This is a genomic window from Paenibacillus sp. J22P218 (genome assembly GCF_056269195.1).
The window spans coordinates 507,703-522,188 of the sequence record NZ_JBWDNL010000002.1 but is presented as its reverse complement, the minus strand read 5'-3'; the positions used below and the strand labels follow the sequence as shown (position 1 = coordinate 522,188).

12 protein-coding genes are annotated in these 14,486 nt (G+C 51.9%); 2 read left to right on the top strand and 10 right to left on the bottom strand.

All coding sequences use genetic code 11. The features are described 5' to 3' along the window. Positions 1–26 precede the first annotated feature (26 nt). The 7 genes from AC0YN0_RS11060 to AC0YN0_RS11030 all read right to left on the bottom strand — a co-directional run bounded on the left by AC0YN0_RS11060 (position 27) and on the right by AC0YN0_RS11030 (position 8,620). Positions 27–1,265 carry a Ger(x)C family spore germination protein gene (locus AC0YN0_RS11060; protein ID WP_475821323.1) on the bottom strand — a complete coding sequence of 413 codons (1,239 nt, stop codon included), beginning with the start codon at positions 1,263–1,265 and terminating at the stop codon, positions 27–29. Beyond that, positions 1,252–2,355, bottom strand: a complete 1,104-nt coding sequence (locus tag AC0YN0_RS11055) for a GerAB/ArcD/ProY family transporter (protein ID WP_475821322.1) — start codon at positions 2,353–2,355, stop codon at positions 1,252–1,254. Before AC0YN0_RS11055 ends, AC0YN0_RS11060 begins: the two co-directional genes overlap by 14 nt. A gap of 5 nt (positions 2,356–2,360) precedes the next feature. After that, the gene (locus AC0YN0_RS11050) at positions 2,361–3,905 is read right to left on the bottom strand and encodes a spore germination protein (protein WP_475821891.1); all 1,545 of its coding nucleotides are present in this window, start codon (positions 3,903–3,905) and stop codon (positions 2,361–2,363) included. A gap of 250 nt (positions 3,906–4,155) precedes the next feature. After that, positions 4,156–4,593 carry an RbsD/FucU family protein gene (locus tag AC0YN0_RS11045; RefSeq protein ID WP_475821321.1) on the bottom strand — a complete coding sequence of 146 codons (438 nt, stop codon included), beginning with the start codon at positions 4,591–4,593 and terminating at the stop codon, positions 4,156–4,158. Between the two features lie 21 nt (positions 4,594–4,614). Then, the gene (locus AC0YN0_RS11040; protein WP_475821320.1) at positions 4,615–6,120 is read right to left on the bottom strand and encodes a rhamnulokinase; all 1,506 of its coding nucleotides are present in this window, start codon (positions 6,118–6,120) and stop codon (positions 4,615–4,617) included. 19 nt (positions 6,121–6,139) lie between these two features. Next, positions 6,140–6,799 (bottom strand): class II aldolase/adducin family protein, encoded by a 660-nt coding sequence (locus tag AC0YN0_RS11035; protein ID WP_442052870.1) that lies wholly within the window; start codon positions 6,797–6,799, stop codon positions 6,140–6,142. Positions 6,800–6,829: 30 nt separating this feature from the next. Next, positions 6,830–8,620, bottom strand: a complete 1,791-nt coding sequence (locus AC0YN0_RS11030) for an L-fucose isomerase (RefSeq protein WP_337104335.1) — start codon at positions 8,618–8,620, stop codon at positions 6,830–6,832. A 150-nt stretch (positions 8,621–8,770) separates the two neighbouring features. Between AC0YN0_RS11030 and AC0YN0_RS11025 the strand changes: the two genes are divergently transcribed. Further along, positions 8,771–9,793: a LacI family DNA-binding transcriptional regulator gene (locus tag AC0YN0_RS11025; protein ID WP_475821319.1), complete on the top strand. Its 1,023-nt coding sequence runs from the start codon at positions 8,771–8,773 to the stop codon at positions 9,791–9,793. 16 nt (positions 9,794–9,809) lie between these two features. On the opposite strand, the gene AC0YN0_RS11020 is transcribed toward AC0YN0_RS11025, so the two are convergent. Next, positions 9,810–10,679, bottom strand: a complete 870-nt coding sequence (locus tag AC0YN0_RS11020; RefSeq protein ID WP_475821318.1) for an AraC family transcriptional regulator — start codon at positions 10,677–10,679, stop codon at positions 9,810–9,812. Positions 10,680–10,871: 192 nt separating this feature from the next. Here AC0YN0_RS11020 and melA point away from each other — a divergent pair, with 192 nt between their 5' ends. Continuing rightward, the gene (gene melA, locus AC0YN0_RS11015) at positions 10,872–12,170 is read left to right on the top strand and encodes an alpha-galactosidase (protein ID WP_475821317.1); all 1,299 of its coding nucleotides are present in this window, start codon (positions 10,872–10,874) and stop codon (positions 12,168–12,170) included. Positions 12,171–12,561: 391 nt separating this feature from the next. On the opposite strand, the gene AC0YN0_RS11010 is transcribed toward melA, so the two are convergent. After that, the gene (locus AC0YN0_RS11010; RefSeq protein ID WP_442053202.1) at positions 12,562–12,840 is read right to left on the bottom strand and encodes a DUF6171 family protein; all 279 of its coding nucleotides are present in this window, start codon (positions 12,838–12,840) and stop codon (positions 12,562–12,564) included. Between the two features lie 9 nt (positions 12,841–12,849). Next, the gene (locus AC0YN0_RS11005) at positions 12,850–14,340 is read right to left on the bottom strand and encodes an alpha-N-arabinofuranosidase (protein ID WP_475821316.1); all 1,491 of its coding nucleotides are present in this window, start codon (positions 14,338–14,340) and stop codon (positions 12,850–12,852) included. Positions 14,341–14,486: the final 146 nt, after the last annotated feature.

The following is a 14,486-nucleotide window of genomic DNA, read 5'->3' as shown; positions in this document are numbered from 1 at the left end:
CTCCATGCCCGCCCGTCCGTGGCTATTTATTTCGCCTTCATGCCAATCCGACGGATTTTCGTAACGACATGGATATAGAAGCTTGTCTCCGGATAGAGCAGCTCCCATTTCTCCTTCGACCCGATATGCCGTTTCCAATATCCAGGCTCTTTGGCCCTGACATATTCCCCGAAGCCGAATATATCGGATTTCTTTTGCTGCGTTTTTTTGATAATATTTTCATAAAACTTGACGGAAGCTTCCCCTTGCTTCTGTTCGATCTTGGTCAAAAAACCGGGATTGTCCATCGATATACTTTCGCCCCCGATAATTTCCTCCACGTTCGTTTCCAGCATGACGTCAATCGCAAAATGAGGCACGCCGTTTTTGATCTGAACCTTGATCTTCGAGCTGCGGTGAGCAGTGCTCGTGATTACGGTACTAGATGGATCGTCCAACTTGACGACCGCTCGGTATCCCGCAGGATTAATTCCTCTGAGTCCTAAGTAACCGGCGATTTCGATCGGTTTGGTTGCCCCTACCATCTTCTGTCCTTTAAAGTAGGCCAATCCCTTAATCTCGACATTATCGCTCTTTTTGAGCTCGATATACGGAAGAAAGCCTTCTTGCCCCTTCTTGGAAATATTGCTCCAAAAAATTCCGATATAATCTTTCGGGAACTTCCCCATTTTGATCCCTTCATCCAAGGTGGACATCAAATAAAGCGTCGGGATTCGCTCCAGCTTGGGCGAAGCTTTCATAAGCTCAATCGCCTTTCCCTTAGACACCATCAGCCATGCCATTCTACGAACTTCGGAATTACGACGGAAATAATCGTTAATATTCTCGAGGCCTCTTTTGGCGACTTCCTCGGAAATGACGATGACGCGCAGATGCCCGAAAAACAGCTTGCTCGATACCTGCTGCTGCAAGTTCATGAACGCGTCGTCGATGGAGTGTCCGAAGACGTCAACGACCCAAAGCGTCTGTCCTGGATTTCCGCTTGATCCGCCGCTCTCGCCCGGTCCAAGCGGTATTCTTCCCGGTAAAGCGATCTGAATCGCTACATGTACCATATCTTTGCCCGGTGCGGGTAATGACCCCTCGACATGAGTAACCTCACTTTCCAACTCTTCCTCGTCTTCAACCGCCTTATCAATGGAAACGCCCAATACGACGGCACGCTCATCAATCTCGATCCGATCCCAGCAGCCCGTAAGCAGCGTTGAAGCGAATAGGATCAATATAAGAGTATGAACTTGTTTGATGGTCCTATTGGTTGGCAACAGGCTTCCCTCTCTTCTTGCGTATAAGCGAAATCAAGGTGAGCAAAGCAGGATAACCGATTGTTAAATATAAGCCGATCTGACCTACCAACTCGACAATGTTATACATCTGCACGATGTTCTGGGGCATCATGGCCATAGCGAATACGAACGGAAGCATGAAGAAAGAAAGCATTCGATGATCAGCCAAGCGGAATAACTGCCGCGTCGCATAGATCGTCAAAAAGTAACTCGTCAGCAAAGTCGTAAACACGGCTGTAACCCATACAGCCAGAAAAGCAGCGTCGAGGCGTTCAAGTACGTTAGCCGGCAGCGAAGTCGCTTTGGCTAGCTCCAGCGTCGGCCAAAGCAAGTTTTTGATCTCCTCTGCGCCGAATACGCCGACGGCTGCCGCCACGATTACGACGTACAGCCCTCCTCCGATACTCATACCCCACAATCCGGACTTTATCGCTTTGCGCGGCGCAATCATGGAAGGAATAATCATCGTCATAATAAAGTTGCCCTGAAAAAGAGCCGCAATCGTCAGCACGCCTCTCATGACGCCTTGAGGACGCTGAAACCATATCGGCTGAAGATTGATCGGTTCCGCGTTTTTCAAAGAGAGAGCAACGATCAATAGACCCGGTACGAGCAAAAGCGGAAAATAAAAATAATGCATATAGGCGAATGTTGTTATCGCATTCCGAGTAGCAATCGCCGCAAGCAGCAGCATGACGATGACCGTTATCTCAACCGGCGTCGTTTTGAGGACCGAGGTAACGACTACTTCACCAAATTCACGTGCCGCCAAAGACGTCAATACGGCAAAAAATCCGATAATGGCGAAACTTCCGATCGCAGCCAGCCACCTGCCTATGAGGTCCTCGCTGTATTGAATAATCGACTTCCGAGGAAACCGGATACCAAGCCATATGACAATCGAAAGACTAATCGATCCAATAAGCAAACCGATCAATGTAATCAGAGGCGCTGCGGAATCCGCAGCACGGACGGCAAACAAGGGCAGCGGCAATACGCCGACACCGATGACCGTACTGCCCATAATGGCACCTGCCTGCATGGCCGTAATTTGACGGGATTGATCCAACGCTCTCACTCTCCATTGCGATTTTCTTTGGCCGGATTCAGCAGCTCCGGCTCTCGTCCGGAGGGCGACGGCTGCGTCGACTGTTCTTTGAATCTCGTTCTTTCAACCGTCTGAAGGAAATACGGCCGTTTCTTTAACCATGAAAGCGGACCGCGAATGATCAGATCTTTTATGCCATCAAAATTACCCGGTACAAGCGGACTTAAGTAAGGCACTCCGAATGAGCGAAGCGACAGCAGATGATTGGCAATCAGAATTAATCCAATCATGATGCCGTACAGCCCGAATATACCGGCCATAAATATTAACGGAAACCGGAGCAGACGTAAGGCTAGCGCCGCATTGTACGCCGGCGTGGCGAATGAACCGATCGTCGTTAACGCAATGGTGACAACCGTGATGGGACTGGAAAAACCAGCCGCTACGGCCGCTTGTCCGATTACAAGCACGCCCACTATGGAGAGCGCTCCGCCAACCTGTTGCGGCAGCCTGATCGTCGCTTCGCGCAGCACTTCCATCGAGGTTTCGATAATCAGCACTTCGATCACTGCCGGAAACGGGACTCCTGCCCGTCCTCCCGCAACCGCTACAGCGAACTCCGTCGGAATCAGCTCCGGGTTGAAGGAGATGATCGCCACGTACAAGGACGGGAATATAAGCGAGAAAACAAGTGCGACGAGCCTAGCCAGCCGAATGGCGCTCATCAGCAAATATCGCTCCGTATAATCCTCGACCGTCTGATAGAATTGGTTGAACACCGTCGGAACGACGAGCGCAAGCGGCGAACCGTCGACGAGAATGGCGACTCTTCCCTCAAGCAGGTTGGCGACGATTTTGTCCGGCCGCTCCGTATATTGAACTTGCGGAAACGGGGACAGATGGTTGTCTTCTATGAATTGCTCCAAATAACCGGAATCAAGCACGCCGTCAATATCGATCTTCGACAGCCGGCTGTTCACTTCCTTAACTAGATCGGCGTTCGTAATTCCGTCCATATAACAAATGGCGACTTTGGATTTGGTCCTCTGCCCGATCTCCGTCGACTCGATACGCAAATCCGGCGATTGCAGTCTGTAACGGATGAGCGATATGTTCGTGCCGAGCAGCTCGACAAAGCCTTCGCGCGGTCCGCGAATAACTTGCTCTGTAGCGGGCTGATCGATGCTCCGCGACTCGATCTGTCGAGTTCCGATTACGATTGCCCGGTCAATGCCTTCGATAGCGACGACCGTACCTCCGCGCAGTATTCCGTCCACAAGCAAAGCGACTTTGTTCTCCAGCAATGCCTCGCTTTGATATAACGTGTCATTAATGATAGTGTCTTGCAGCTGTTCTACCGCGATAGCTTTGTCCGACAAATGGCTCGGCTTATACATGAGCGGTTTCATGATATCTACGTTAATGTTCGTATGGTTAACGAGGTTCGTATAATAAAACAATGCTGCTTCATGCTGACCGAAGATGCGAAAACGCCGTGTCGTCAGATCCGTGTTTGACCCGATCAGCTTCGTAATGAAGACTATCGTGTCCTCGAGGTTGCCATTGATCAGATCATCCTTATGGCTTGCAAGAAATTGACTGGGTGGCGTATCCGTCGATTTATAGACATGTTTCTTTTTTTTCGTACCATGAAAAATAGGCAAATGCTCATCTCCTGATCCGCCGGGGCTCTAGTGCAGTTCGGGCAATATTTAGTAGCATTTGCGCGAACATGCAAAATTATCCATGACAAAAAGCCGTGAGCAGGATCATGTCCTGCTCACGGCTTTCGTTAATCGCGATTGCTTCGATTAAAAAAATTCAGTTCTCGGCGGCAATGACGCCCTTCTTCAAAATGATATTCGCGTACAATGCGCTCTCGCCCGTCGCAACAATCGCATACGCCTTCTTCGCGCGTTCGTAGAATGCGAATCGCTCCACTTCCTCGAACGGCGATTCTAAACCGGTTCGCTTCGTAATGATCGAACCATACTCTCCCCATATCGGCGTCTCCACCGTGTCACCTGCAACGACTTCCATAAGCGCCGCCGGCTTCTGCACATATTGATCGAGCGGAAACAGCTTAAGAATAGCATCCAACAGCTCCGGTATGTTATGTCCGTCTGCGCGAATGAGCCGCTGAGCATGGCTCGCTGCGGGAAAATTGCCGTCCGCAAGCACAATCTCGTCGCTATGCCCCATCTCCATGAGCACCTTGAGCAGCTCAGGTGAAAGATTGCTAGGAATTCCGATTAACATCTTAGCAGCCTCCTCCCCTTCTTAACGTAATTGAGCGAACCGTTCATATGCCGCCTCCAGACGTGTAATATCGGCCGGCTCAGCCGCAGGCATATATATGCCTCCCGGAAACGATGAGGCGACCAATGTGCGGGCCTCCTTCAAGTCGGCACAATGTCCTAGCGACACAAGCTGCATGAGCATATTGCCAATCGCGCTCGCTTCGACCGGGCCGGTCCATACCGGCCTGCCGATCGCATCGGCCGTGAATTGGCAAAGCAGCTCATTTTGAATGCCGCCGCCAACCATATGCAGCCCGCCGAACGTATGACCCGTCAAGGACTCCAATTGTCCAAGCACTTGCCGATAACGCAATGCGAGACTTTCAATGACGCAGCGCATGATTTGACCTTTCGTCTGCGGGACAGGCTGACCGGAATGTTCGCAATAGCTTTGAATTCTAGCAATCATGCCGCCGGGCGCATAGAACAAATGGTTATCGGGCTGTATCAGGCTGCGGAAAGACAACTCTTTCTTAGCTAGCTCAACAAGCTCGCCGAAGCCGAGCGTGGAACCCTGCTCCTCCCATTCGCGCTTGCACTCTTGCACGATCCATAGACCCATAATATTTTTGATCAACTGATAGGTATCGCAAGCGCCGCCTTCATTCGAGAAATCTAGCGCCATCGCTTCCGGCGTCACAACCGGATGCTGCAGCTCGCTTCCAAGCAGCGACCATGTGCCGCTTACAATATAAGCGAACGGTTCATCCTGGGTAGCCGGAATGGCCGCAACGGCAGACTCTGTATCATGCGTTCCGACGGCAACCGCCTCGATTGGCGGAACATCTAGCTCGGAGCATACCGCTGACGTTAGCGGAGCAATACGCGTTCCAGGCTTAACCAAAGCTTGGAACAGCCTGCTTGGAATTCCTAATTGCTCCATGAGTTCGACGTTCCAAGCCTGCGTCTGAGGCAGCAACAACTGCGTCGTCGTTGCCATCGTGAACTCGTTTACCTTCGCTCCCGTAAGGAAGTACGTCAGCAAATCCGGCGTAAGCAGCAGCGCGTGCGCCGCCTCAAGCTTAGGCGAACCTGCTTTTTTCATCGCATAAAGCTGATTAATCGTATTGAACGGCATGAATTGCAGTCCGCCCTGCTCATAAAGGCTTTCCTTACCGATGAGAGCTGCGAGCTCTTCTACGATACCTTCGGTCTGCGGATCACGGTAATGATAGGGATTGCCGAGCAGCTCGCCGTTCGAATCCAGCAGCCCAAAGTCGACGCCCCATGTGTCGATGCCGAACGTTTGCGGTTTGAAGCCATCCTGGAAAGCCCGGCGAATCGCCGACTTCAGCTCTTGCAGCAGTCGTAATATATCCCAATGCAGATGGTCGCCTACCGCTATCGCATCATTCGGAAAACGATGAATTTCGGTAACCTTAAGCTTCGGCCCGCCATCGCCGTCCCCCTTGATAAGCTCGCCGATCAACGCTCTGCCGCTGCTCGCGCCAAGGTCGAATGCGAGCACGGATGCCAGCTTATTCATCCTTTCGACCTCCCGACCGTCATTTCATCTTTTGAAGCAATTGGATGCGGTATGCTTCGCTCTCCAGCGAAGCGATTTCTTCGAACTCTTCTTTCGTGAGCACTTTCGGCTCGCGGATCGCTTTGGCGATTAAGAAAATTTTCGCGCTCTCCTCCACGACCTCTGTCCGATAATACGCCTCGCGCAGGTTGCGACCCGACGTCACGAGACCGTGATTGCCAAGCAATACCGAGCTTGCTTGACCCGCGACCTCAACGTAGGCGTCGGCCAGCTTGTCGGTCGTCGGCAACACATAAGGGACGTACAACGTTTTGCCCACTAATGCAGCTTGGTCCGGGAACATAATCGGCAGCTCCTGCTCGACAAGCGTGAAGGCGATACAATATGGAGGATGCGTATGCACGATGGCGCCCATATTCGGATTGGCCCGATACGCATACAGATGCATGAGCACCTCCGAGGATGGACGCAGACCGATATCCGTTATTTCACCCGACTCGATATCGACCTCGACCCATTGCTCGGGCTCGACTTCATCCAAAGCGAAGCCGCTTGGGGACAAATACATTTTACCTTCATGCCTTGCGCTAATATTGCCGCCTGGTCCGACAACGAGCTTATTCGTGACCGTCTTGCGGGCATATTTGCATAATTCTTCGCGAATGGCTAAGCTGCTCATTTGATACCCTCCATCAGTACATCGTTTGTATTATTTATATAACGGTCCGAAGTTGTTGCAAGCGCGATAGTCGGCGCCTTCCGAATCGGCCGTGCCGAACAGACCCCAAGCGCGCGGACGGAATTGACGATCCTCCGGCACGTTATGCATATTGACTGGAATACGCAGCATCGACGCTAGCGTAATGAGATCGCCGCCGATATGTCCATAGCTGATCGAGCCGTGATTAGCTCCCCAATTATTCATGACTTCATATACCGACTTAAACGCGCCTTCGCCCGTTACGATCGGAGCGAACCAAGTCGTCGGCCATGTCGAGTCCGTTCGTACATCAAGCGTATCGTGAACAAGGTCCGGCAGCTCGACAGAATAACCTTCTGCGATTTGGAGCACAGGTCCGATCCCTTTCACGAGATTGATGCGGGACATGGTCATCGGCATGCCGCCCTTCGTCAGGAAGTCGGAGGAATAGCCGCCGCCGCGGAAATATTCGACCGATGCCGGACGCCATGAAGTCGCGTCCAGACACGCCTGCGCTTCCTCGGAGCTAATCTCCCAGAATGGCTTCAGCGCCGGCTTGCCATCTTTCGATTGTTGGCCCGTTCCGTCCAGCGCCGCAGGTCCGGAGTTGATTAGATGCAGCAGGCCCCCTGCCGCTTCCCCTGTCAGCTTGTAACCAGTAACGCGTTCAACCGATTCCGGACTCCAGTAGGTGCGAACGTCCGCGAAGATTTGCGCCGTATTCGTAAGCAAATAGCCGAACAGCATGACTGCGCCGTTCAGACTGTCGTTCTCCGTCGCCACCATATACGGAGCGCGAATGCCATTCCAGTCGAACGAAGAGTTCAGCATAGCCTCCATGAAGTCGCCGTTTGGAAAATGGTCCGTCCATTGCCGCTGACCTTGGAAGCCGGAGACGATCGCATTATGTCCCATTGCCTCTTCCCCGAAGCCAAGCTCTGCTAGGCGCGGGTTGCCAACCATAAGGTCGCGCGCAATTTGCGTCATCTTTACAACCGTTTCCCAGTCTCTATCCTTACGCTCGCGGGATGTCTGCAAATGATCGGGGTTGTTGTCCTTACCCTCGATACAATTCTCCTTCACCCACGTAAGCGCTTTCTCGAATTCCACGCCGTCATATATGTTTTCTTCCATACGTCTTACGAACTCGCTCATATCGATATATTCCGTGCGCATGCCGAGGTATTCTTGGAAGAAGGCATCGTTAACGATCGAACCGGCAATACCCATCGATACCGAGCCCATCGACAAATACGATTTGCCGCGCATGATAGCAACAGCAAGACCCGCTTTGGCGAAGCCGATCAGCTTATCCTTCACGTCATAAGGAATCGATGTATCGCCCGCATCTTGCACATGCTCGCCATAGATGCCGAATGCCGGAAGCCCTTTTTGCGCATAACCGGATAATACAGCAGCGAGATACACGGCTCCCGGACGCTCCGTTCCGTTGAAGCCCCATACCGCTTTCGGAATGGACGGATCCATATCCATCGTTTCCGTTCCATAACACCAGCAAGGCGTTACGGTTATCGATACCCCTACGCCTGCTTTGAGGAACTTATCCGCGCAAGCAGCCGCCTCTGCAACTCCCCCGATACATGTATCCGCTATCACGCATTCCACTGGCTCGCCGTTCGGATAACGCAGATTAGCCGACAAAAGCTCGGCCGTTGCGATCGCCATGTTCATCGTCTGCTGCTCCAGCGATTCCCTTACCCCTTTGCGTCTGCCGTCAATCGTCGGGCGAATGCCGATCTTTGGAAAACCGCTTTGAAACCGATTATTTGCTTCTGTCATGTCAGAACAACCTCCATAGGATCAAAATAATGTTACCGATAACCTTAAAATAACAAGCAAAACGGTTGCTGTCAACGACTAGTTTTCGTTATGATAGTACGTAAGAGAAATCAAAGAACATGCGGAAGCTAACGTTAAGGGGTTAATGGGATGGTTACGATCTATGATATAGCGGCCAAAGCAAATGTATCGGCAATGACCGTTTCTAGAGTTATCAATAACACGGGGAAAATCAGTGAGAAGACGCGGGCAAAGGTAAAACGCGTGATGGAGGAAATGAACTATGTGCCGAACCAAACGGCTCGCAGCCTCGTCCTTCAGCAAACCAAGCTGCTGTTCCTGCTTATTACCGACATCATGAATCCGTTCTACACAACGCTATCGCGCGGTGCGGAGGATGCTGCCAAAAAGTACGGCTATCGGCTGCTGTTCGGCAACAGCGATGAGAGCCTCGATAAGGAAGCCGACTACATTACGACGATACTGACCGCGCGCGTGGATGGCGTGCTAGTCGCTCCTGCCGGCGATCCGTCGCTGCCGCATCTTGAGACGCTCCGCAAGCACAACGTGCCGTTCGTGCTGCTTGACCGTGAAGTGCCCGGCATCGAATGCGACATTGTGCTCGGAGACAGCAAGGAAGGCGCGAGACAGCTGGTCTCGCATCTCGTCGCCGCCGGTCACCGCCATATCGCGATGGTCAATGGTTCGCCCTCCGTGTCCAGCGCCCGACTTCGGCTGCAAGGCTACCAGGACGGACTTAAGCTAAGCGATCTAAACTATGATGCGAGTAATTTGTTCGAAACGAGCTTCGGCCCTGTTAGCGACCTATCCGATATGGAGCAATGGTTTCAGCAGTTGGATCCGAAACCGACCGCTATCGTGGCGGGCAATAACGTACTTGCCGTGGAGACGCTCAGAATGCTGCGCGGGCGCGGGGTGCGCGTTCCCGACGATCTATCGCTCGTCTGTTTCGACGATCTCGGCCCTTATTCGGAAGCAGAGCCGTTCTTGACCGTCGCCGCCCAGCAAGCGTATCAGTTCGGCTACATGGGCACGCAGATGCTCATCGAGCGCATTCAAGAAAAGGAAGCGGTTCTTCCTTGGAAAAAAATCGTCCTCCCTGCCGACCTCGTCATCCGGCGTTCAGTACAGACGATAGCCGCCGAAAACTAATGAAAATCGAGTGTCATTATGGACGCCTATCAGCTTCAATTCCTCGTCTATAATCGGTAGGCGTGCGCCCGCTCCACTTTCGGAACTGCTTCGTGAAAAAGAGCGGGTCGTTGTAGCCTACGGATGACGCAATCTGGGCAATCGTTAAGTCGCCACCCAGCAGCTCCTCAGCCTTCTTCATTCGTACCTTGAGCAAATATTGCATCGGCGACAGCCCCGTCGCCTCCTTGAACAGCTTATTCAGATGCGCCCGGTGGTAGCCTAGTTGATGAGCGAGGCTCTCGATCGACAGAGGTTGTCCATATTGAAGTGTCAATAAGCGAATCGCCTGATCGACTTGACGGTAAGAACGTGATTGCCCGGCAGCCGACTCCGAATGCTCTGCCGCTCCCTCCCCCTTACTCGCTATTTCATGCAAAACAAGTCTAAGCCAGCCCGACGCCTCCATATTGCCGAGCGAGGCGAAGCTTTCCCGCTCAATACTGCTCCTAACGCTGCGGAACAGCTTCTTCATCGCCTGCAGCGAGCAATCGCGAATGACGGCCCGATCAGGTGTTATCCCGATGGCCGACAATGAAGCATCTGCAATATCGCCCGTAAAAGCTACCCACATATATTGCCACGGATTCCCCTTATCCGCTTCATATCTAACCAATATGTCCGGGAAAATGATGAATGCATCACCTGCCTTGCACAAATAAGATTCGCCCAACGTTTCAAATACGCCCTCACCTGCCAACACGACATGGATCAAATAATGATCATGTACGGCAGGGCCAATGTAATGCCCGCCGACAGGTTTGCCTCGGCCGCTGAATAATACGGACATCTCGCCTTTCATAGGCGCCGAATTGACCGATACCGCAAATTGATGATGCGTTTCCATCTGATTGCCCCCTGAATTCGAACTGCTTACATCATACTAAATGATGCAACATTACTCCATATATAAAATCGTTAATTCCATATTCATTTCATTGCCTTCTCGTTATACTGAAGTTGTGATTAACGCAGCGATTCAAGCAACTTCAAATTCAGCAACACCATACTATACGATTCCAGGAGGTCATTATTGATTATGTCGAAAATTACTTTTATCGGGGCAGGCAGTACGGTCTTCGCCAAAAACATTTTGGGTGACGTTATGCATACTCCCGCACTTCAAGGCTTCGAAATCGCGTTATTCGATATCGACGCCGTTCGTCTTAGCGATTCCGAGAAAATGCTGCTCAACCTGAAGCAAACGAGTGGAAGCAGCTGTGTCGTGAAAGCGTATACAGATCGCAAGGAAGCTCTTCGCGGCGCGAAGTACGTTGTGAATGCGATCCAAGTCGGCGGCTATGATCCTTGTACGATTACCGACTTCGAAATTCCGAAGAAATACGGCTTGCGTCAGACGATCGCCGATACGGTCGGCATTGGGGGCATTTTCCGCAACCTTCGTACGATTCCGGTTATGCTTGACTTCGCCCGCGACATCAACGAGGTATGCCCGGACGCCTTATTCCTCAACTACACGAACCCGATGGCCGTCCTTACGAATGTCATGAATACGTACGGCGGCGTGCGCACGGTCGGTCTATGCCATAGCGTGCAAGTATGCGTGCCCGATCTGTTCAAGCACCTGGATATGGACCCGACCGGCGTCAAATGGAATATTGCCGGCATCAACCATATGGCTTGGCTGCTCGAAGCCAGCAAAGACGGCGTCGATCTGTATCCGGAAATTAAACGCCGCGCTGCGGAGAAGCAGAAGGAAAAGCATCACGATATGGTTCGCTTCGAGCTTATGCTTAAGTTCGGCTACTATATTACCGAATCGTCCGAGCATAATGCCGAGTATCACCCTTACTTCATTAAGAAAAGTTATCCAGAGCTTGTGGAGCGCTTCAACATTCCACTCGACGAATATCCGCGCCGCTGCGTCAATCAAATCGAGGGATGGAAGTCGATGCGCGAGTCGCTCGTTAATGACAGCAATCTGGAGCACTGCCGCAGCCATGAGTATGCATCCTATATTTTCGAAGCCATTGAGACGAACAAACCGTTCAAGATCGGTGCCAACGTCATGAATACGGGACTTATCACCAACTTGCCGAGGGAAGCTTGCGTGGAAGTACCTTGTCTCGTGGATGCGAATGGCGTAACGCCAACGTACGTCGGAGACTTGCCGCCGCAGCTTGCGGCTCTGAATCGCACCAACATCAACACTCAATTGCTGACGATCGAAGCTGCCATCACCGGCAAGCGCGATCATATCTACCATGCGGCGCTGCTCGATCCGCATACGTCCGCCGAGCTGTCGATGGACGACATCGTCTCGCTGTGCGACGATCTGATCGAAGCGCACGGCACTTGGCTGCCGAGCTATAAGTAATATACAAATAAGAGGCAATGCCGAGTTGTTCGGCATTGCCTCTTTCTTCGACGCCACAGCCTATAAGTCGCTTACTTTCGACGGGTAATTGGCTCATTAGGTGCGTTTCGTCGAACTAATCTCCGTTGTCACTCAGTTGTGAGCTCAGTAGTTGCCTTTCATCGAACTAATTGCGCCGATTCGCCATCAACTGTCCAAACTCGTCCGTTTAGTTGCCTGATTTCGAACTAAACAGGTGGATCGCTTGGTACAAGACTAATTAGTTGCCTAGAATGACACTATTGCGGATTAGCGGGCTTTCGGAGCGTCGACTTAACCACCAAACTACTAAACAAGAACAAAAAGTCCCCGCTAACTCGAGGGGATTTTCGTTGAAATAAGCGGCATATGCTCAGGACACATGCTTCGCCCAGCGGCTGTCGCCGGCCTTCGGGCAAGCGCGGTCCTTGTACTTGGCCGCGATGCGTACGAAGCATCCGCATACGGCACAGGTCGTGCCGTATTGGAACTTCTCACATTTGCTGCATGCCTCAAGCCGCTCCGCATACACATCGTCCGGAACGCAAATGTCGGATTGGAACATCGGCGCAGACAATATGCGGTCTATCTGCGCATCGGTTACACGGTAATCGTCTCGGCAGCCTTTGCACTGCCCCGCGCTGCTGGCCATGTCTCGCACCTACTCGGCTATAACTTCAAGCACCGTAACCGACATCGGCGACAGCTTCGCGCGAATAGCCGAACCTTCGACCGAGAACGCGCTGTAAGCCGCAGGAGCAACCGTATCCGGCTGTTCGAACGTATTGTGCGCATCCTTAACGGATGCGGTAAGCTCTGTGCCAGTGACCTTAAGAGCTGCAGCGGCTAGTCCGCGAAGATCGATGTCCACGTCTGCAGCGTTCTCGTTGTCGAGATTGCACAGGCTGACGTGAATGCGGCCTTCCGCATCCTTGGAAGCGGACACGGATACTTGCGGAATCGCTTGGCTGCCGCGTTTGTACTCATCGCCGCTGATCGAAGTCGTCAGCGCCGTCGCGTCTTGGTGCACCTTATACATATCGAATACGTGGTATGTCGGCGTCAGAACCATTTTCTCGCCTTCCGTAAGAATGACGGCTTGCAGCACGTTAATCACTTGCGCGATGTTCGCCATAACGACACGGTCGCAATGATCGTGGAAAATGTTAAGCGTAAGTCCTGCCACGATTGCATCGCGAATCGTATTCTGCTGGTAGAGGAAGCCTGGGTTCGTACCAGGCTCGACGTCGAACCATGTTCCCCACTCATCGACGATCATACCTACGCGCTTCTTCGGATCGTAACGGTCCATAATCGTCTCATGACGAGTAATAAGCTCCTCCATCCATAGCGCCTTTTTCATCGTCGTGTACCATTCGTCTTCCGTGAATCCTGTTGCCGGACCTTTGTTCGTCCACTCACCCGGAACGGTGTAGTAATGAAGCGAAATAGCGTCCATATGATTGTGCGCCTCACGCATAACGACATCCATCCAACGGTAGTCATCTACGTTAGGGCCGCATGCGATCTTGTAAATTTTGTTGTCGCCGTAATTGCGCACGAACGTCTGGTATCTTCTATACAGGTCGGCATAATACTCAGGGCGCATGTTGCCGCCGCAGCCCCAGTTCTCGTTGCCTACGCCGAAGTACTTCACGTTCCAAGGCTTCTCGCGTCCGTTCTCCTTACGCAAGTCGGCCATCGGAGACACGCCGTCGAACGTCATATACTCGACCCATTCGGACATTTCCTGTACCGTGCCGCTGCCTACGTTGCCGGAAATGTAAGGCTCGCACTCCAACATTTCGCACAGCATCAGAAACTCATGCGTGCCGAAATGGTTATTCTCCAATACGCCGCCCCAATGCGTGTTAATCATCCGTTTGCGGCCTTCTCGCGGACCTATGCCGTCCTTCCAGTGATATTCGTCCGCGAAGCAGCCGCCCGGCCAACGAAGGACTGGTATTTTGATTTTCTTAAGCGCTTCCACGACGTCGTTGCGAATGCCGTTCGTATTCGGAATCGGGGAATCCTCTCCAACCCAAATTCCTTCGTAAATACAACGACCGAGATGCTCGGAGAAATGTCCGTAAATATTGCGGTTGATTGTGCCTGCTGCCACATCGGCATTGATTGTGATAAGATTGCTCATCGAATTTCCCTCGCTTTTCATGTTAATGTAGATTATGTTTTTCATTGAATTAATAAAAACATTATTTCTATTACTAATTTATTAATCCTAAACAAATGATATAGCGGTTACCTCTATTTTGCAACCCATATTCTATAGGAAAAACA